The 19,099-nt window shown below is 58.0% G+C and carries 15 protein-coding genes; 6 read left to right on the forward strand and 9 right to left on the reverse strand.

Annotation, left to right across the window (positions count from 1 at the left end):
• Window positions 1-13 precede the first annotated feature (13 nt).
• From coxB to MOY_RS10920, 4 genes are read left to right on the forward strand one after another with little or no spacing between them, the layout of a single operon-like run.
• Window positions 14-1,075, forward strand: a complete 1,062-nt coding sequence (coxB, locus tag MOY_RS10905) for a cytochrome c oxidase subunit II (RefSeq protein ID WP_009099597.1) — start codon at window positions 14-16, stop codon at window positions 1,073-1,075.
• Window positions 1,072-3,597, forward strand: a complete 2,526-nt coding sequence (gene ctaD, locus MOY_RS10910; protein ID WP_009099598.1) for a cytochrome c oxidase subunit I — start codon at window positions 1,072-1,074, stop codon at window positions 3,595-3,597. Before coxB ends, ctaD begins: the two co-directional genes overlap by 4 nt.
• A gap of 5 nt (window positions 3,598-3,602) precedes the next feature.
• Window positions 3,603-3,959, forward strand: a complete 357-nt coding sequence (locus MOY_RS10915; RefSeq protein WP_035540596.1) for a hypothetical protein — start codon at window positions 3,603-3,605, stop codon at window positions 3,957-3,959.
• Window positions 3,960-3,974: 15 nt separating this feature from the next.
• A complete protein-coding gene (locus MOY_RS10920; protein WP_009099602.1) occupies window positions 3,975-6,239 on the forward strand; it encodes a heavy metal translocating P-type ATPase in 2,265 nt (754 codons plus the stop codon).
• Here the strand turns inward: MOY_RS10920 and MOY_RS10925 are convergent.
• Together MOY_RS10925 and MOY_RS10930 are read right to left on the reverse strand one after the other, a co-directional pair.
• Window positions 6,199-6,495 (reverse strand): winged helix-turn-helix domain-containing protein, encoded by a 297-nt coding sequence (locus tag MOY_RS10925; RefSeq protein WP_009099604.1) that lies wholly within the window; start codon window positions 6,493-6,495, stop codon window positions 6,199-6,201. The two genes, MOY_RS10920 and MOY_RS10925, sit on opposite strands and share 41 nt — an antisense overlap.
• A 40-nt stretch (window positions 6,496-6,535) precedes the next feature.
• Window positions 6,536-7,615 (reverse strand): PA0069 family radical SAM protein, encoded by a 1,080-nt coding sequence (locus MOY_RS10930; RefSeq protein WP_009099605.1) that lies wholly within the window; start codon window positions 7,613-7,615, stop codon window positions 6,536-6,538.
• A 48-nt stretch (window positions 7,616-7,663) separates the two neighbouring features.
• Here MOY_RS10930 and MOY_RS17370 point away from each other — a divergent pair, with 48 nt between their 5' ends.
• Window positions 7,664-7,840 carry a hypothetical protein gene (locus MOY_RS17370; protein WP_009099607.1) on the forward strand — a complete coding sequence of 59 codons (177 nt, stop codon included), beginning with the start codon at window positions 7,664-7,666 and terminating at the stop codon, window positions 7,838-7,840.
• Between the two features lie 6 nt (window positions 7,841-7,846).
• On the opposite strand, the gene MOY_RS10935 is transcribed toward MOY_RS17370, so the two are convergent.
• From MOY_RS10935 to ptsP, 5 genes are all read right to left on the reverse strand, one after another.
• Window positions 7,847-8,227, reverse strand: coding sequence for a gamma-glutamylcyclotransferase family protein (locus MOY_RS10935; RefSeq protein ID WP_009099610.1), 381 nt, complete (start codon window positions 8,225-8,227; stop codon window positions 7,847-7,849).
• An 86-nt stretch (window positions 8,228-8,313) separates the two neighbouring features.
• The gene (gene pgi, locus MOY_RS10940; protein WP_009099612.1) at window positions 8,314-9,981 is read right to left on the reverse strand and encodes a glucose-6-phosphate isomerase; all 1,668 of its coding nucleotides are present in this window, start codon (window positions 9,979-9,981) and stop codon (window positions 8,314-8,316) included.
• Window positions 9,982-10,235: 254 nt separating this feature from the next.
• Complete coding sequence (locus MOY_RS10945) at window positions 10,236-11,972, reverse strand: PTS fructose-like transporter subunit IIB (RefSeq protein WP_009099615.1); 1,737 nt, start codon at window positions 11,970-11,972, stop codon at window positions 10,236-10,238.
• The gene (gene pfkB, locus MOY_RS10950; protein ID WP_009099618.1) at window positions 11,969-12,940 is read right to left on the reverse strand and encodes a 1-phosphofructokinase; all 972 of its coding nucleotides are present in this window, start codon (window positions 12,938-12,940) and stop codon (window positions 11,969-11,971) included. Before pfkB ends, MOY_RS10945 begins: the two co-directional genes overlap by 4 nt.
• Entirely contained in the window at window positions 12,940-15,810 is a 2,871-nt protein-coding gene (gene ptsP / locus MOY_RS10955) for a phosphoenolpyruvate--protein phosphotransferase (RefSeq protein WP_009099620.1), read from the reverse strand. The genes pfkB and ptsP overlap by 1 nt, the downstream gene beginning before the upstream one ends.
• Window positions 15,811-16,047: 237 nt before the next feature.
• Between ptsP and cra the strand changes: the two genes are divergently transcribed.
• Entirely contained in the window at window positions 16,048-17,022 is a 975-nt protein-coding gene (cra, locus tag MOY_RS10960; protein WP_009099622.1) for a catabolite repressor/activator, read from the forward strand.
• Between the two features lie 13 nt (window positions 17,023-17,035).
• Here the strand turns inward: cra and MOY_RS10965 are convergent, their stop codons facing one another.
• Both MOY_RS10965 and pyk read right to left on the reverse strand, forming a co-directional pair.
• Entirely contained in the window at window positions 17,036-17,512 is a 477-nt protein-coding gene (locus MOY_RS10965) for a methylglyoxal synthase (RefSeq protein WP_009099623.1), read from the reverse strand.
• Window positions 17,513-17,534: 22 nt separating this feature from the next.
• Window positions 17,535-19,001 (reverse strand): pyruvate kinase, encoded by a 1,467-nt coding sequence (pyk, locus tag MOY_RS10970; RefSeq protein ID WP_009099625.1) that lies wholly within the window; start codon window positions 18,999-19,001, stop codon window positions 17,535-17,537.
• Window positions 19,002-19,099 lie beyond the last annotated feature (98 nt).

The raw sequence follows: 19,099 nt of genomic DNA on the forward strand, positions 1-19,099 counted from the left end.
AGGGAAATAGCAAATGAGGGAACGCAACTGCTACACGGCCTCACGGAATATTCAACGCGTATCGCGCCAACGGGTCAACCAAATAGCGTTAGTGACAGTGCTCGCCGCTGCTGGCTTAACCGCTGGTTGTGCAGGTGATAAATCTATTCTAGACCCCGCTGGGCAAGCTGCACGTGATGTGGCGCTGATTTGGTGGATCATGCTGAGTTTCGGAACGGTTGTGCTTGTCGCCGTGACGGCGCTATGGCTTTACGCTTTTAAGCCCCGGGAGGTAACGCGTACCCCGGTTGAGGAGCGGCGCATTGCTCGCCGCTGGATTCTAGGCGGTGGTATCGTGCTGCCCGTGACCAGCATTATCGCACTGTTGGCGTTTGGCGTACCTGCCGGGCAGCGCATGCTGGCGATTGACGATTCAGCGGAAGTCATTGAAGTGATTGGTCACCAGTGGTGGTTCGAAGTGCGCTATCCCAACGCTGAAGGTGGGGAGGTGGTAACCGCGAACCATCTGGTCATGCCCGTAGGCGAGCCGGTTGATTTCCATGTGACCGGTGCGGACGTGATTCACGCCTTCTGGATACCACGCCTGGGCGGCAAGGTGGACATGATCCCCGGTAGGGTGAATAGAATCCGTCTAGAAGCCAATATCCCCGCTGTTTTTGGCGCTCAGTGTGCGGAGTTTTGTGGCGTTGGACATGCGCATATGCACCTATTTGTTGAAGCACTTCCTAGAGAGGAGTACGACGCTTGGTTAGCGGAGCGCCAAGAAGAGCAGCTTAGTGCGGTGGCCACCGCCGACGCCAGCCACGATGACGCGCGCGATGCTTTTATGACCCATTGTGCCAGCTGCCATCAGATAGCTGGCATCAGTAGTGCTACGACGGGACCGAACTTATCTGATATGGGCAGCCGCGCGACGGTGGGGGCGGGCGTTATGGCTATGGAGGAGGGCGCAGTGAGTCGGTGGTTAAAATATCACCAATCGCTAAAGCCTGGGAATAGGATGCCATCCCATGACGATATAGAAACGGACACCTTGGATGCCCTTGGTGCTTGGTTGGAGACCTTGAGCCCATGAGCACAGTCAACGATAAAGCCATTGAGCATGACCCCCAGCAGCTACACGATGACCTACACGACATTTGGGGCAATCCAAAAGGGCTTAAAGCACTAACGATTGTGAATCACACCACCTTGGGCCTACGTTTTATGGTCACGGGGATGGTGTTTTTCTTGATGGGTGGCATTCTTGCCATGCTTATACGCACCCAGCTTGCGATGCCTGATCAAGACTTCATGTCGCCGGACATCTATAACCAAGTTACCACCATGCATGGCACGGTGATGATGTTCCTGTTCGCTATCCCCATGTTGGAAGGGCTGGCGATTTATATGATTCCCAAGATGATCGGCGCGCGAGATTTGGTCTGCCCAAGGCTGACCTCGTTAGGCTATTGGTGCTACCTGTTTGGCGGCATCATCCTTATGTCTAGCCTTGTTTTGGAGATGGCGCCGTCCAGCGGCTGGTTTATGTACACCCCGTTGAGTAGCAGCGAATTTTCCCCAGGCTTAGGCTCAGACTTCTGGCTGTTGGGCATCACCTTTGTAGAGATCTCTGCGCTGTCGGCAGGGGTTGAAATTGTCGTTTCTATCCTGCGTACCCGAACCCAGGGGATGGCGCTGCATAAAATGCCGCTATTTGCTTGGTATATCCTCGCTATGGCGTTAATGATTGTGGTGGGGTTTCCACCGTTAATCTTAGCCAGTGTATTGCTTGAACTTGAGCGTGCCGTGGGCATGCCATTTTTTGAAGTGGCGGCCGGCGGTGATCCTATCTTATGGCAACACCTGTTCTGGCTTTTTGGCCACCCTGAGGTTTACATCATCTTCCTGCCCGCGGCGGGCATTGTTTCCACGCTCATCCCGGTATTTGCCGGGCGGCCGATTGTTGGCTATGGCTGGGTGGTATTCGCGATTATCGTGACAGGGTTTATTAGCTTCGGGTTATGGGTGCATCACATGTTCACTGTGGGCATACCCCAGCTTGCACAGGCATTTTTCTCTGCCGCCAGTATGTTGGTGGCGGTGCCCACCGCCATTCAAGTATTTGTTTGGCTGGCGACGCTGTGGTTAGGCAAGCCCAAAATGAAACTGCCAATGCTTTGGGTAATGGGCTTCTTGATTATCTTTGTTTGCGGCGGTTTGACGGGCGTTATGCTGGCGTTGGTTCCGTTTAACTGGCAAGTGCACGATACCCACTTTGTGGTGGCCCACATGCACTACGTTCTAGTGGGGGGCATGTTCTTCCCGTTAATTGCTGGGCTTTATTATTGGCTGCCGCTCTTTTCTGGGCGTATGCCATCAGAAAATTTAGGCCGCTGGGGGTTCTGGCTCACTTTCCTGGGTTTCAACGGTACTTTCCTGATTATGCACTGGACAGGGCTATTGGGCATGCCGCGCCGTATTTATACCTACGATACGGGAATGGGATGGGATATTTATAACCTGCTCTCATCGGTTAGTAGCTTTGTGATGTCAGCTGGTATTGCCATGGTGCTGCTGGATATCGCGCTGCACTTCCGTTTTGGTAAGCCTGCCAAGCATAACCCATGGAGTGCCGACACGCTTGAGTGGGCTAATACAATGCCACCAAGTGCCTATAATTTTGTCAGCCTGCCCAACATCAAAACGCGTCACCCCCTTTGGGATGACCCTAACCTTCCCTACACCATGGCCGAAGGTAAACACTCTCTGGCGGTTGCTTCCCATGGTCGGCGGGAAATGTGGGGTACCGACCCCATTACGGGCAAAGTGCGTGAAATTATTCACCTGCCGGGCAACTCTTGGTGGCCGCTATTCGCAGCAGCAGCGCTGGCAGTGGTATGTATTAGCCTCTTAGTCCGCGTGTACGCGTTAGCAGGTATCTTTGCGCTGATTGCGGGTGTGTTTCTGCTGCGCTGGTCGTGGGAAAATGGCGCGCACCCCAAAGCCGCACCAGAAGCGGGCGTGGCGCCAGGCGACCCGCCGCTTCACTCTCGTACCATGGATGGGCCTGGGGTCTGGGCGATGGCCACCTTTTTGATTGCCAACGGCTCCTTTTTCCTCTCCTATTTATTTGGCTGGTTTTATCTCTGGACAGTGTCGCCCGAGTGGAGCATGCCAGCGGTACCGCCGCTCTCATTAGGTATTTTGGCTGGCGCTGGTATTGCAGTGCTGGCGGGCTATGGCGTGATGGTAAAACTAATACGCGGGCTTCGGCAGCAGCGTGATGCTGGTTTGGGTTCAGGCTTTTACTTGGCAGGCGCACTAGGTGCCTTGCAGGTAGCCTTGACGGGTTGGGCGCTGTACAGCGCCGACCTATCGCCAACCCAAACCACCCACGATGCGATCATGCTGGTCGGTCTTATCTACGTCCTGTTTCACGGCGGCTTAGCGGTTATTCTTACCGTGATGCAAGGGTTGCGCGTGGGTTATGGCTATGTGGGTGTTCATGCGCCTTTTGAGCCTGCGGTGGTGATACAGCTATGGCGCTATAACGTGGTTACCTTCTGGGTGTTAGCAGGGGCGCTTGCTGTTCTGCCCCGTGTGATAGGGGGCTAAGCACTATGACAACTCTAATGGAGCGTTTGCGTTTAACCCATCCCCTTCACTTTGTGATTGGTTTGACGCTGTGGTGTATCTGGTTTGTCGCGGTTTATGGAGGGCACGCAGTAGCCTGTGAAGCTGCGCCGCCCGCGCCGGACCAGGGGGTATTTACCCTGCTGAATGGAGGGCTACTGCTGATCAGTCTATTGACCACTGCCGTGCTGGTGGCCCTCACCTGGGGGTGTTGGCAAGCAGTGAAGCAACACCATGGGCGAGCGCGATTTAATGCGGCAGTTTCTGCGGGGCTATACCTGTTTTCAGCACTTAGCGTTGTGTTTGTCGCGCTGCCTATCATTGGGGTGCCCCCTTGTCTCTAGGGATTTGGCTGCGCCATGCATAAAGAGCAGCCTCGGTGCGAAGAGGTCATTGAAGCGCCACTCTATACCCTCCACGGCATGTGGTGTACCAGCTGTGCACTGGCTGTAGAGGGGGTGCTAAAACGCCTGGTGGGTGTTTCAGAGGTTAGCGTTCACTACCCAACTGCCACGGTGTGGATTAAAGGAGTGCCCGACACTATTCGGCTAGCGGTGCTCGCGCCTCACGTGGCAAAAATTGGCTATCGGTTAACCGCGCTGGAGGCGGTTGGTGATGCCCATGCGCGCCTTGAGCAAGAGAGCCGCTACCTGACGCTTCGTTTAATCGTTGGCTCCGTGTTTGGCATGTGGACCATGCTGGCTTCACTGCTGATATACGCCGGTGCGCTGCCCACTGTTCAGATAGAGAGTGTAGTGGCGTGGATCTCTGGGGCGTTTGCGCTGCCCGTGGTGCTTTATGCTGGTCTGCCATTCTACCGAGCCGGTTGGCGCACGCTGCTTGCCAAGCGCCCAGGTATGGATGTGCTGGTCAGTTTAGGGGTTGTGGGGGCGGTAGTGGTTTCAACTGGGCTTTTATGGCGTGGCTCAGTGGAGGTCTATTTTGATACCGCCGTGATGCTGATTGTGCTGCTTTTGGTTGGTCGCCTAGTAGAGACTTTTTGCCGGCAACGGGGGTTAAAGGCATTCGATGCGCTAGCGCTACCCAGCGTGGAGGTGACTGTTTGGCAGGATCGTCAGCCGGTAAGGTTACCCGTTGAAGAAATTGCCCTGGACGCACAAATAGACGTGCTCCCAGGTGAGGCAATTCCCCTGGACGGTACGCTGGAAACATCTGGTTGGATAGATACTGCGACACTCTCCGGCGAAAGCGTGCCGCGCTTCTTTGCTACGGGCCAGCAGGTGTATGCGGGCTGCCGTTACTTAAGTGGGTCAGCTCCCCTTAAACTTCGGGTCACTGCACCGGTTGGACAGCGGCGGGTAGATAAGCTGTGCGAACAAATGCGCCGCTTTCAGGCCCAAAAGGGCGAACTACAAACCTTAGCCGAACGGTTTGCCGCTTGGTTAAGCCCTGCCGCGCTGGTGCTTGGGGTTTTGACGCTGCCTGCTGCGTTGCTATTTGGGGTGGGGTGGGAAGAAGCCACCGTGCGTGCGCTTTCTGTATTAGTGGTAGCCTGCCCCTGCGCGGTAGGCCTTGCGGTGCCGCTGGCAAGCCTAGCCGGCAGTGGCCAAGCGATGCAGCAAGGTGTTGCCCTACGCGACCCCGCGGCTCTGGAAATTCTCGCCAACGTGCGTGCCATCGCTTTTGATAAAACCGGCACGCTAACCCGTGGTCAGCATAGCGTGCTGCATGCTGTCCTGCGTCACCCCAAAGACCAAGCCGACTTTCAGCAGATGTTATGTTCCGCCGTTAGGCAAAGTGAGCATCCACTCGCTTACGGCCTGCTGCGTTGGGCAACTAATCCTGAAAGCCATGCAAACGATAAGGTTGCGCAGTTAGAGGAGCTAGAAGAGTACCCTGGTAAAGGTCAGCGAATGACGTTTACTAACGGTGAGCAGTGGTCTTTAGGCAGCGCCTCATGGGTGGGGGGGCAGCTTGAACAGCAAGGCCAAGACTTGCCTGAGCGCGCCCAAGACCCCACTTACGACTTTGCCTCTCAAGTGGTAGTGGCTGACAGTCAAGGCTGGCTTGCCACGCTATACCTAGCTGATCAGCCGGTATCTGATGCCCAAGCAACCATACAGCAGTTACAAATTTCAGGTTATGGGCTGGCGATGATCAGCGGTGACCGCCAAGGTCCCGTGACTTGGCTGGGTCAGCAGGTAGGGCTACCCAAAGAAGCGTGCTACGCGCAGCGCTCACCGGAAGCTAAAGCAAAACTCCTAACTGCGCTACCATCCCTTACGCTCTACGTGGGAGATGGTGTTAACGATACACTCAGTTTGGCTGCCGCAGGAGTTGGTGTTGCCCCTATGCAGGCAAGCGAGGCTGCTCGGGAGGGGGCCGCTGCGCAGTTGCTAACGCCAGGAGTGGGTGGCGTGGTGCGGCTACTAAGCATTGCCAAGCGTACACGTCGGGCAATGGTGCAAAATCTTGCGTTTTCAGCGCTTTACAACACTTTAGCCCTGGGGTTAGTGGTGGTGATGGCGATACCGCCGTTGGTGGCCGTGCTGGCCATGGCAGCCAGCTCGCTTAGCGTTACACTCAATGCGGCAAGGCTAGCGTGGGCGGAAACTGACGAGGTTAACGATAGCCCAGCGCTTGCCCCAAACGCTCCGCATTAACGGCTACCCAATGCGAGTCAATGGCGCCCCAGTGTTTTATGGTGTAGTGGCCAATATTATGCCGTTCGCCTTCGCCTTTCTCGAACACACACTCGATATCCAGTTCTGCCAGGGAGGTGATGGTATCTTGCGCGGTACGCCTTGGCATGCCGGTGGCTTCAATAAGGGCGGGCACGCTCGCGACACCTTGCGCAATTAAATGTGCCACATATAAGCGGCGGTAAAAACTCGACTTGGTTTTGCTGAGCGGGGGCATTCGGTTTCCTTGGCGGCAACTAATCAGTGTGCTGCCTAGCTTAAATGAATAAATCCCCCTGTGCCCGGGGTGGGCAAAAATCCCGAGTGTTTAATCCCTGTTCGGTGCGGTTCTGCATGTTCCACTGGCGACTTGCGCGGTTAAAGCGCTGGGCGATCAAGTCGGCAAATATCCCTTTACCGCGAAAGCGCTTACCAAACTGCGCGTCGTAGTTCTGGCCGCCTCGGCACTGGCGAATGAGGCTCATCACTTTAGCCGCTCGCTCGGGGTAGTGGGCTTCCAGCCAAGCTTCAAATAGGGGAGCGACTTCATTGGGGAGTCGCAGCAGCATCCAAGTGGCGGTGCGCGCCCCTGCACGGCTTGCAGCCTCCAAAATTCGCTCAATTTCGTGGTCGGTAAGCCCCGGAATAATCGGTGACACCAACGTGCCCACCGGTATGCCCGCTGTGTTTAGCTGTCGGATCACCTTCAAACGCGCCTGAGGCGATGCCGCGCGGGGTTCTAACGTGCGTTTAAGGTTGGCATCCAGGCTGGTTAAACTGACAAATACCCGCACTAAGCGATGCTCGGCCATTTCTGCCAAGAGATCCAAATCCCGCAGCACCAGTGTGCTTTTTGTCACAAGCGTGACAGGGTGGCGGCAAGCCAGCAGTAATTCCAGCAAACGGCGGGTGGTTTGGTAGGTGGCCTCTAGCGGCTGATAACAGTCGGTATTGCCGGATAGGTTTATCGGGCGGCAAACGTAGTGAGGGTGGCAAAGCTCCTCTTTTAAGTGTTCCACCAGCCCGCTGCGGGCGATCAACTTGGTTTCAAAATCCAGCCCTGGCGAAAAATCCCAATAAGCGTGGGAGGGGCGCGCATAGCAGTAGACACAGCCATGTTCACAACCACGGTAAGGGTTAAGCGAACGATCAAAAGGCAAATCTGGCGAGTTGTTCCAAGAGAGTGCGCTTTTACTGGCTTCCTCGCGTACTTCTGTTGCCAGCGAGCTAGAGGCTTCTTCCTGCCACCAGCCGTCATCCTCCGCCACGCTGTGGGTAGGGGCAAAGCGGTTATGCGGGTCATAGGTTGCACCGCGCCCTTTATGCACGGTCGCGCGAGAGGGATCTAGTGATGTCATCTGCCACCTCGTACGTAGTATCAACATATATGTTCATAAATACAGTATATGAGGTTTGCGCAGCACCGCAACCAAGCGGTCAGTACAGCCACTTTCACGTTTGCAAAGCGAGATTACGCCGGCACCTATCGTACTGCCTATGAGGTGCATGCGATGTCGCTGGCGAATTTAGACGGGGAGTATGCAGAGATTGTGAGTACAGAAGAGGCGCTGGCCCTTCTTTAAACTGTTTTACCACTTTCCGCTCTTGATCAACGACGTTGCATCAACCGTTGGGTTGTAGATATAGCACCATGCATCGCCATACTGTGTTGTTAACACCGTCCGGTCGTACATCCCTTTTGCAGGAGAGTGATGCAGGTAATCTTCTAGCTCATCGAGCCGCGCTAGCTGATCAGCGTTAATGGCATACACCTCCACCACAACGCCTGTAGAAGGCGTGAGCTTAGCGCCTGGGTAGGGGCCAAGGTCGTAAAGAGTGATCTCTGTTAAATGGTCTTGGCCCAGAATGCCAGCGCCGTTTAACCAATGATGATTGCGATGGCCGTGCTTTAACGTGCCGTATACCGCAACTCTCGGGCAGCGTTGGATGGCTTGGTGAAGATGCTGCATGACGTTCACCTCGTACAATATGACAAGAGATATTGCAGAAGCGCCCTGGCAGTCTGCCAAGGCGCTGTGTTTACTTACCTTTTAGCCTAGCGCTTCTTCCGCGCCGGTTTTTTATCACTGCTCGCTGGCTCTGCATGTTGGGTTTGATGCGCCGTGCTGGGAAAGTGAGCACGCACCAGCTCTAGCAGCCCCTGGGTAGAAGCATCGAAGTCGGCGGCGTTGGCGTCGATGCGCTCGCTGATCTCTCCGGCGATGCGCTTGCCCAGCTGCACGCCCCATTGGTCGAACGAATTGATGTTCCAAATCACGCCCTGGACGAACACCTTGTGTTCGTAGAGCGCAATCAGCGCGCCGAGGTTTTTCGGCGTCAGCTCGTCGAGTAGCAGCGTGCTGGAAGGGCGGTTGCCTGGGCAGCTATAGGGGTCGAGCTGGCTGAGCTCTTTGCTGTCGCCTTGGCTGCCTTCCATAAAGGCGTTGGCTTGTGCCAGCATATTGGTGAGCAGCGCGAAGTGGTGGTCTTCCACGCCGGGTTCCGGCTTGAGCGAGGCGATAAAGTCGATGGGCACATAGCGGGTGCCCTGGTGTAGCAGCTGGAAGAACGCGTGCTGGCCGTTAGAGCCGGTTTGGCCCCACACAATCGGGCCGGTTTTGTAATTGACCGGATGACCGAAAATATCCACCGACTTGCCGTTAGACTCCATATCCAATTGCTGCAGGAAGGAAGGCAACTGGTTCAGCGCCTGATCGTAGGGCACGATGGCCTGGGTCTCGGCACCGATAAAGTTAATGTACCAAATGCCAATCAGCGCCATCAGTACCGGCATGTTCTGGGCGAAGGGCGCTTCGATAAAGTGCCGGTCCATCTCGTGAGCGCCTTCCAGCAGCTCAATAAAGCCTTCAAAGCCAATAGAGAGCGCAATGGGCAAGCCGATGGATGACCACATGGAGTAGCGGCCGCCTACCCAGGCCCAGAACTCGAACACGTTCTCTTCACGAATGCCGAACTCCATCGCCGCTTTGCGGTTGGTAGAGGCGGCAATAAAGTGCGCGCCGACGTCGGCGTCTTCTCCGGCGTTTTCCAGGAACCAGCGCCGTGCGGTCTTGGCGTTTAGCAGGGTTTCCTGGGTGGAGAAGGTTTTGGTAGAAACAATAAAGAGCGTGGTGGCGGGATTGAGTCGTGATAGCACCTTCTGAATATGAGTGCCGTCCACGTTGGAAACAAAGTGGAAGTGCAGCTCTGGGTGGCGGTATTTCAACAGGGCACGGACCGCCATATTGGGGCCTAGATCAGAGCCACCAATACCGATATTCACTACGTCTTTAATGCGCTGGCCGTCATAGCCTTTCCACTCGCCGTTACGCACCGCTTCGGAGAACGCTTTGATCTGCTCGCGGGTACGGGTAATTTCGGGCATCACGTCTTCGCCATCCACATACACGGGCTCATCGCCTAAATGGCGGAGAGCCGTGTGAAGTACGGGACGGTTTTCGGTGACGTTAATAATGTCCCCCGAGAACATCTGGGCACGTCGCTGTACCAGTGCAGAGTGGTCAGCTAGCTCAATCAGCTTAGCGAGCACCTCGTCAGAAACGTGGTGCTTTGAGTAATCGAGAAATAGGCCGCCGACGCGCAGGCTCATTTTTTCAAAGCGCTGTGGGTCGTTGGTGAAATAATCTCGGATACGGTCTTGAGTCGTTTTGTCGCGCAGGCGCTCAAGAGCCTGCCAAGTGACACTGCGAGTGAGTTGAAACATAACGGGCGGTCCTGTTGTTTTTGCATCTGGTGTACATCGTTATCACTGGCGAGGGCGAAAACACTCCCCGTAACGTCGCTATTATTTATGTAAAAATACTACATGTTGAGCTGTTTGAAACACCTAGAAACGATTAATTGTAAGAAAAGTAGTGAATAAAACGCTAAAGGGGTGGGCGGCTCTAATATGGCCGCCCAATCAACATAAAAGCAGAAGCAAAAGGGCAAGAACATTTCGCCCTCAGTGTGCAGCGTTTAGCTGGCAACGGCCACTTGTGCGGCACCACGTTTGATAAACGCGTAGCCAAGGCCCGTAATCAGAGAGCCTACGACAATGGCACCCAGGTAGAGCAGGGCCGGGGTGATCGCATTAGGAATCAGCAGGACGAAGATGCCGCCATGAGGGGCCATAAGCTTGGCACCGACTAGCATGGAGAGTGCACCCGTGACCGCGCCACCGGCGATACACGCGGGAATCACCCGCAGCGGGTCTTTTGCCGCAAACGGAATCGCCCCTTCACTAATAAAGCACAGGCCCAGTACGAAAGACGCCTTACCGGCTTCCCGCTCGGGGGCCGAGAACTTATTGCGCGCCACGAAGCTCGCAATGCCCATGCCAATGGCCGGTACCATGCCCGCTGCCATAATGGCTGCCATGGGCGCATAGGTTTGTGATGCGAGCAGGCCCACGCCAAAGGTGTAGGCCGCTTTGTTCACTGGGCCACCTAGGTCAAAGCACATCATGGCACCCAGTAAAATCCCCAGTAGCACCGCATTGGTAGACCCCATAGAGGAGAGGAAGCCGGTTAGGGCGGCCATAATGGCGGCCACGGGTTCCCCAATCACGTAGATCATGGTCAGGCCTGTGACGAGGCTGGCCACAAAGGGAATAATCAGAATGGGCTTGAGGGATTCGATGCTCGCGGGCAGCTTAACGTACCGAGTCACGGCCAAGGCCACGTAGCCTGCCAAGAAACCGGCCAAAATGCCGCCGATAAAGCCAGCATCAATATTGGCGGCCAGCATGCCGCCAATCATACCGGGAGCGATACCAGGGCGGTCGGCAATGGAGTAGGCGATATAACCTGCCAGCACGGGAATCATCAGGGCAAACGCGGTACCACCACCAATTTGCATCAGCGCGGCGGCAAGCGTTCCCTCTTCTTGGAACGCTTCGATACCGAACACGAACGAGAGGGCAATTAACAAGCCGCCTGCCACCACCATGGGCAGCATAAAGGAAACACCAGTAAGCAGGTGCCTGTAGACGCCTTTCTCTTTCATGCCTTTTTTGGCCGATGCGCCATTGGCGGCGCTGGTGCCGTGCTCCACCACAGCGTCGGTAAAGGCGGCTTCAAGCGTCGGGCGTGGCTTTTTCAGGGCGTTACTGGTGGACGTACGATAAATACGTTTTCCCGCAAAACGAGTGGGGTCCACTTCGATATCGCAGGCTAATACGACCACGTCGGCGGCGGCGATCTCTTCTTCATTCAGTTTGTTTTGTGCGCCCACCGAGCCCTGGGTTTCCACGCGAATCTGGTGTCCCATGGCTTTACCCGCCTCCGCCAGCGCTTCTGCTGCCATAAAGGTATGGGCAACGCCGGTGGGACAGGCGGTGACGGCGACAATTTTTTTGCCGCCCGCGCTGCTTGCCTGGGTAGCCGCTGTGGCTGCCGGAGCGCTGAAAATCGGCGTTTCCCGCTTGGCCTGGCTTAAAAAGGCGCTGGGGTCGGGCAGGGCGCTGGCAATGGGGGCCTGGAACAGCCGCTTACCTTCGAAACGTTCTGGAGCGGGCACGTGGTCGGCGGCTACGACAATTAAGTCGGCGTTAGCAATTTGCTCGGCGCTGGCGGCTTGCAGCGGCGCAATCTCGCCGTGCATCTCCACATGGACGTGCCAGCCCAGCCGTGTGGCCGCTTGTTCTAAGCGCTTAGCGGCTAGAAAAGTGGTCGCCATGCCGCTGGGGCAGGCGGTAATCAGAATCAGGTTCATCGCGTGGCTCCCTCGGTGTGGGTGTCGTCAAGACGCCGTACCCGGGTCTGTTGTTGGAGTGAGTCAAAATCATCGGCGTGGGGCGTGCCCACACCAACATGGCGTACCGCGTCGGCAGACAGCGCCGTGGCGAAGCGAAGCGTGTCTTCGGGCGAGTGGTGGCTCAGCAGCCCGTGGAGCATGCCCGCCACAAAGGTGTCACCCGCGCAAACGGTATTGGTGGCGATGACGGTGGGTGGCGTGGATTGCCAAGTGCCGTGCTGGCTCACCCATAGAACACCCTCGGCACCTGCTGAAATCAGCGCGTGTTCGATACCGCTGGCGTGCAGCCGCTCGGCAGCCGCTTGGCGCTGCTGGTCGCTATCAAGCGCGCTGCCCGCCCAGTCGGCCAGCTCAGTTTCGTTCGGCTTCACGGCTGCAGGCTGCGCGGCAATCGCCGTGAGCAGCGCCGGGCCGCTGGTGTCTACCCAGAGTGGTACTCCGAAACCTTTTAGAAAGGTGAGCAGCTCGCTAAACGTGTACTGGTCGATGCCGGGAGGCAGGCTACCTGCGACCACCACGGATTGAGGCGGCGCGCTACTTTCAAACAGGCTGCTTAACATGGTGCGTAAAGCATCCAGATGGGTGGCTTCGATGGGCATGCCGGGGCCGTTGATGTCGGTCACGCGGCCGCTCTGCTCGGCCAGTTTTGCGTTGATGCGCGTGTTACCCGGCACCCGGACGAAAGCATCTTCGACGCCGTAACGGGGGAAGGCGAGGCTGAAAGGGGCGTCGTTCTCTTCGCCTAAAAAGCCGCTCACGACCACCTCGTGGCCCAGGCTTGCCAATACCCGCGCGACGTTTACCCCTTTACCTGCGGCCTCCAGCTGCGCGCCGGTGGGGCGGTTGACGTGCCCCAGCGTCAGCGCATCCAGGTTGAAGGCGAGATCTAGCGCTGGGTTCAGCGTAATACAGACGACTCTTGCCATTAGCTGGCCTCCAGAGCATCGCGGACTTCATCGCTGGTGGCTTTGCTCAGCGCTAACTGGGCGCTCGCCTGGGCTTGGGCAAGATCAAACTCGCGCAGGCGGGATTTGACCAGCGGGATTTGGCGTGCGCTGACGGAGAGTTCGTCAACACCCAAGCCCACCAGAACCGGCACGGCCATGGCATCAGAAGCCAGCTCACCACACACACCAACCCATTTGCCTTGTGCGTGGGCGGCTTCGACGGTCATTTGAATCAACCGCAGTACCGCCGGGTGCAGGCCATCGGCTTGGGCAGAAAGCTCCGGATGGCCACGATCAATTGCGAGGGTGTATTGCGTTAAGTCGTTGGTGCCCACGGAGAAGAAGTCGACTTCTGCGGCGAGTGTTGGCGCTAATAGGGCGCTTGAGGGCACCTCAATCATCACGCCAAGCTGTACGTCGGTGGCGCGCTGCTGGGGGGCGATTTCGCTCAGCAGGCGGTCATAGATCGCCTTCGCGGCGCGGAACTCGGCCACATCTTTGACCATCGGCAGCATGATGCGCAACGGTTTGCCCACGGCCGCTATCAGCAGTGCGCGAATCTGGGTTTCCAGTACGTCCGGCTGGGTTAGCGCTAGGCGAATACCGCGCAGGCCAAGGAAGGGATTGTCTTCCTGGGGCACCGGCCAGTAGGGCAGCGGCTTGTCGCCGCCAACGTCGAGGGTGCGGGCGACGAGCGGGCGGCCATTCAGCGCATCGGTGGCTTCGCGGTATTCGGCAATTTGCGTGGCGAGATCCGGAGCGCTGGAGTAGGCCATGAACAGGAACTCGGTGCGCAGCAGGCCGACCCCTTCCGCGCCGCGCTCTACCGCATCGGTGGCGTGGGCAGTGTTGCCCAGGTTGGCAGCCACCTCCACCTTGTGGCCGTCGCGGGTTTGCGCTTGCTCAAAGCGCAGCTCCCAGGCATCTGCTTCACGCTGCTGCTGGTCGAGCAGCTGCTGCTCGGCGCGGCGCAGGCGCTCCTCGGAAGGCTGCGAGGTCACCCGGCCGCGCTCGCCATCCAGAATCATCATGCCGCCGTTATGCAGCGCCATCACCGCTTCACCGGCGCCTACCACGGCAGGAATGCCCAGCGCACGTGCCAAGATGGCGCTGTGGGCGGTCGCGCCGCCGCGAACGGTCAGCAGGCCGCGCACGCGGGAGGTGTCTAGGCGGGCCACATCAGAGGGGCCGATATCGTCCATCACCAGAATATAGGGGTGGTCGGGCGGCTCGGGCAGGGTAACGTCGCACAGCACGCCGAGCACGCGGCGGCCTACATCGCGCAGGTCGGCAGCGCGTTCCGCCAGCAGGCGGTCGGCCAGCATCTCTTGGGCGTGGGCGGCGGTGTCGATGGCCTCCCACCAGCCCGCTTGCGCCGAGCGGCCTTCGCGGATGGCGTCAATCGCCGCCTGGTGCAGTTCGGGGTCGTCGAGCATCTCTTCGTGCATGGAGAGAATATCGGCTACTTCGCCGCCAGGGGCGTTGTGTACCAGCGCCTGCAGCTGGGCAGCGCCCTCTTTGAGGGCGGCCTCTAAGCGTGCGATCTCTTGGGTGGGGTCGCTGGCATGCTCAGGGTAATCAAACTGCATTGGGCGAATAACAAACACCGGGGCAATCGCTAACCCTGGCGAGGCTGCCACGCCGGTGTGCGGTTTATCGGCGGCCAGCGGCTCCACGGCAGGCTTGCTGGCGTTGGCGGCGGGCGTGGCATCGCGGCCCCCGTCGAACGGCGTGACTTTTTCACCCAAGCCCTCTTCGACGGCGGCGGCCATGGCGTCTAGCGCGGCGCTCGCTTGTTCGCCCTCGGCGGAGAAAGTCAGCCACTGGCCGCGGCGCGCACCCAAACCAATCACTTTGGTCAGGCTGGCGGCAGAGACGGTGGTGGCGCTGCCTTCTTCCAGGCGCACATTAATGGGCATGGGCTGGGCACGGGCGATCTGTACCAGCTGTTTGGCCGGGCGAGCATGCAGGCCGTGGGGGTTCAATACGCGCACGCGCCGGGTGTGAGTGCTGGCGGTTTCTCCAGCCAATGCCGCAAGAAGCTGGGCGCTGTTTTTGCCTACAAAGCTCTCGCTTTCGCCGTTCTCTAGTACCGCCATGAGCTGCTCAAGCAGCGGCCGGTGGGCATCGCCGCTGGCGGCGAGGCAGAACAGCGCATGAACCGGGTGGCCGCTATGCTCAAGCGTGGTGTCGGCGGGCGTCGCTACACCTAGTGCAGGATGGTTGACACCTTGGGCGTGGCTTGAAAGCCACAGGCCTTTGCCCAGCCACTGGGGCTGGGTGCCAGCAACTGCGCTGATAAAGCCGTTATCCACACAGCCGCTTTGGCGTAGCCGCGCTGCCGCCGCTAGGGCCAGTTCCTGCGGGTCTCGGGCGGGAAAGTTAATGCATAGCGTATCGGCATCCAGGCGAGGTGCCAGTGTCGGCTTGGATAGCAGTCGAGCCACATCAGCGGCGGAGCTGGCGCTGGCCAGCTTAGTGGCTACACCATCGCGGTCGAGAACGTGGGTCAGCTGGCGCAGAATGTCCAGATGCTCATCATTTTGCGCTGCAATGGTGACCAGTACGTACACCGTGTTGCCATCGTGCCACTCAACACCTTGCGGAAACTGCAGCACCCGCACCCCGGTACGCTTTACATGGCGGCGGCTGTCAGGCGTGCCATGTGGAATCGCAATGGCGTTGCCTAGATAAGTGGACGACTGCGCTTCACGGTCATGGAGGCCGTCGCGGTACTCGGCCGCCACCAAGCCAGCATCCGCTAGCGCGTTGGCGGCGCTGTCGAGCGCAGCTTGCCAGTGGTCCGCATGGCGGTCGAGCAAGATGTCATCGGGGCCGAGTGTCAACATAGGGGTCTCCTGTAAACGCGGTCAGGCAACAGCAACGTCTGCGATTGGCGGCGAAGGTGCGCGCATAAGATGTTAGTCGTAGATCGTTAAGGTTAGCTGGATGAATCGTGTCACCTGTGGTTAGTTGGCTATGCTGAATCGATTCACTTTTAGGCACAAGGGTTGTTTCTTTAGACTTTTGTCTGAAGAGGGTAAAACGGCTGCTAAACTGCCGTCTTCATTTAGGGAGAAACCAGCATGACACTTGCCGATATTGCCCGGCTCGCCGGGGTTTCGCGCACCACGGCAAGCTATGTAATCAACGGCCAAGCTGAACAGCGGCGCATTAGTTCAGCCACCATCGACAAAGTCATGGCCGTGGTGCGTCAGCACCGTTACCACATTGACCCCCAGGCCGCTGCGCTGCGCCGTGGCGCTAGCCGTTTGATTGGCCTGATCGTGCCGGATTTGGAAAACATCAGCTATGCGCGCCTCGCTAAACGCTTGGAGCGCGGCGCCCGCGAGCGCGGCTATCAGCTGCTGGTGGTGAGTTCTGACGACTGCGCAGACAGCGAGCGCACGCTGGCCCTAGCGCTGCGCGCCCAGCGCTGTGAAGTGCTGATTACCGCGAGCTGCCTGCCCGAAAACGACACCTTTTACGCGGATTTAGCCGATGAAGGGTGGAGCGTGGTGGGCATGGACCGTGGTCTGACGCCCGAGCGCTTTGCCAGCGTGGTGAGCAATGATCATGAAGCGGCTTATGCGCTAACACGTTCGGTGATGACGAGTTCAACGCGGCGCATTGCCTGGTTAGATGCCATGCCAGAGTTGTCGGTGAGCCGCGAGCGCCGCGCCGGTTTCCTGGCGGCGTTAGAAGGTCAGGGAGTTGAGGCAGTCACCTTTAGCGGCGAGCGTTACGAGCGTGATCTGGGCGTTGAGCTGGCTAAGCAAGCCTTGGCGGTAGGTGAGGTTGATGCGCTGGTGACGGCCTCCTACGCGCTTATGGAGGGTGTGTTTGATGAGCTGCTTGCCCAGGGTGGGCTGCCAGAGACGCTGCGGTTAGCCACCTTTGGTGACCACCGCCTGTTAGATTTCCTGCCCCAACCGGTGAATTCTGCGTTGCAGGATTACGATCGAATTGCGGAGTTAACGCTGCAGTGCGTGCTGGGTGCGATGAATGGAACCTACCAGTGCGGGCAGCAGGTGGTATCGCGTCACCTGCGTACCCGATAGAGTTTCAGGGAGGCTATACCGTGCGTGCCTTGGCCCAGGCGTCCGCATCGGGAATCGACATGTCGTAGCGCTCGCTAAGATAGGGCGAGGAGAGCAGGAAGTCGGCGCTTGCGGCGTTACACGCCACCGGTACGTTCCATAGCGCCGCCAAGCGCAGCAGGGCTTTCACATCCGGGTCGTGGGGCTGCGGGGCAAAGGGGTCCCAGAAGAAAATCAGCACGTCGAGCTGCTGCTCGGCAATGCGCGCGCCAATCTGCTGGTCGCCGCCCAGCGGGCCGCTCATTAAGCCTTCTACTTCTAGCCCCAGGGCGGTTTTAAGCCGCTCGGCGGTAGTGCCCGTACCAATCAACGTATGCTGGCTCAGTGTATCTTGCCAGCGCGTCGCCCACTCCAGCATCTCAGTTTTTTTGCCATCGTGGGCAATCAGCGCAATACGCTTGCGCGGTTGCAGCGTGCGCACGGCTTGGCGGGGAGGGCGGGCGTCAGTCATGGTGGGGTCTCCTGAAGAAAAATTATTCGGCGTCAACGGCCAGTACTTTCATGGTGTTGGTGCCGCCGTGGGCGTTCATATGGTCGCCGCGAGTAAGGATGACATGCTCGCCAGGGCGTGCCAATCCATGTGCCTTCAGCAGCTTAATGGCTTCTTTGTTGACGTCGGCGGCCTCCATGTGAGTGGTATCAAACGGGATCGAGACCACACCGCGATAAAGCGCCATGCGCCGCTGGGCGATGGGGCTGTGAGCCAAACCCACAATTGGTAAGCCTGAGCGAATGCGCGAGGCAATCAGCGGCGTGTAACCGGTGGAGGTCATGCAGGCAATGGCGCGTACGCCCGTTAAGTGGTTAGCCGCGTACATGGCGGACAGTGCGATGGTTTCATCAATGCGCTCAAAGCCTTCATGAATGCGGTGTCCGGAGGCTTGAGCAACCCGCTCACGCTCAGCGCCTAAGCAAACGCGATCCATGGCTTCCACGGTTTCCACCGGAAAGTTGCCCGCTGCCGTTTCTGCAGAGAGCATGACCGCATCGGTGGCGTCGAGTACGGCGTTAGCCACGTCGAAGACCTCTGCGCGGGTGGGCAGCGGCGACTCAATCATCGATTCCATCATCTGTGTGGCGGTAATCACCGCGCGATTCAGTGAGCGAGCATGCTTGATAATGCGTTTTTGCGTGCCGATCAGCGCTTCATCACCAATTTCAACGCCCAAGTCGCCACGCGCCACCATCACTGCTTCTGAGGATTCAATAATGGCATCAAGCGTCTCATCATTAGCCACAGCTTCTGCGCGTTCCAGCTTGGCGACTAGGCCAATCTCTTTGCCTTCGTCACCCAGCAGCGCGCGGGCTTCTTGCATATCGGCGGCGTGACGCGGAAAAGAGACGGCTAAATAATCCACGCCAATGTCGATCGCTGTTTTCAGGTCTTGCTTGTCTTTATCGGTGAGCGCCGGTGCAGACAGGCCGCCGCCCTGCTTATTAATACCTTTATTGTTGGACAGTTTGCCGCCCACGTGAACTCGGGTGTGAACTTCTTGCCCAACAATAGTGGTGACATCCAATACGACGCGACCATCGTCCAGCAGCAGACGGTCGCCAGGGGCGACGTCATCGATGAGTGCTTTGTAGTCACAGCCCACACGCTCGGCGGTGCCGCTATTGGCATCCATCGACATATCGAGCACAAACGCCTGGCCGATGTCTAAGTGGATGGCGCCTTCCGTAAAGCGGGAAATACGGATTTTAGGCCCTTGCAGGTCACCGAGTGCCGCGACGCTGCGGCCCAGGCGCTGAGCGATCTCGCGCACCTCGGTGAGACGGCGGCGATGATCATCAGCGGAGCCGTGAGAGAAGTTCAGCCGCACCACATCCACGCCCGCTTTTAGCATGGCTTCCAACACTCCGGGGCGGTCACTGGCTGGGCCAAGCGTGGCGACGATTTTGGTACGACGGAGAGGGGCAGGGAGCGGGGTGTTGGACATGGTAGTGACTCCTGATGAGCAGCATGGGCTGAACAAAGCCCGGAAAAAGGGCGGATGAATCGTTGATTAAGTATTGGACTAAGATAGTCTTTATATAG

The organism is Halomonas sp. GFAJ-1 (genome assembly GCF_000236625.2).
Lineage (GTDB): Bacteria > Pseudomonadota > Gammaproteobacteria > Pseudomonadales > Halomonadaceae > Vreelandella.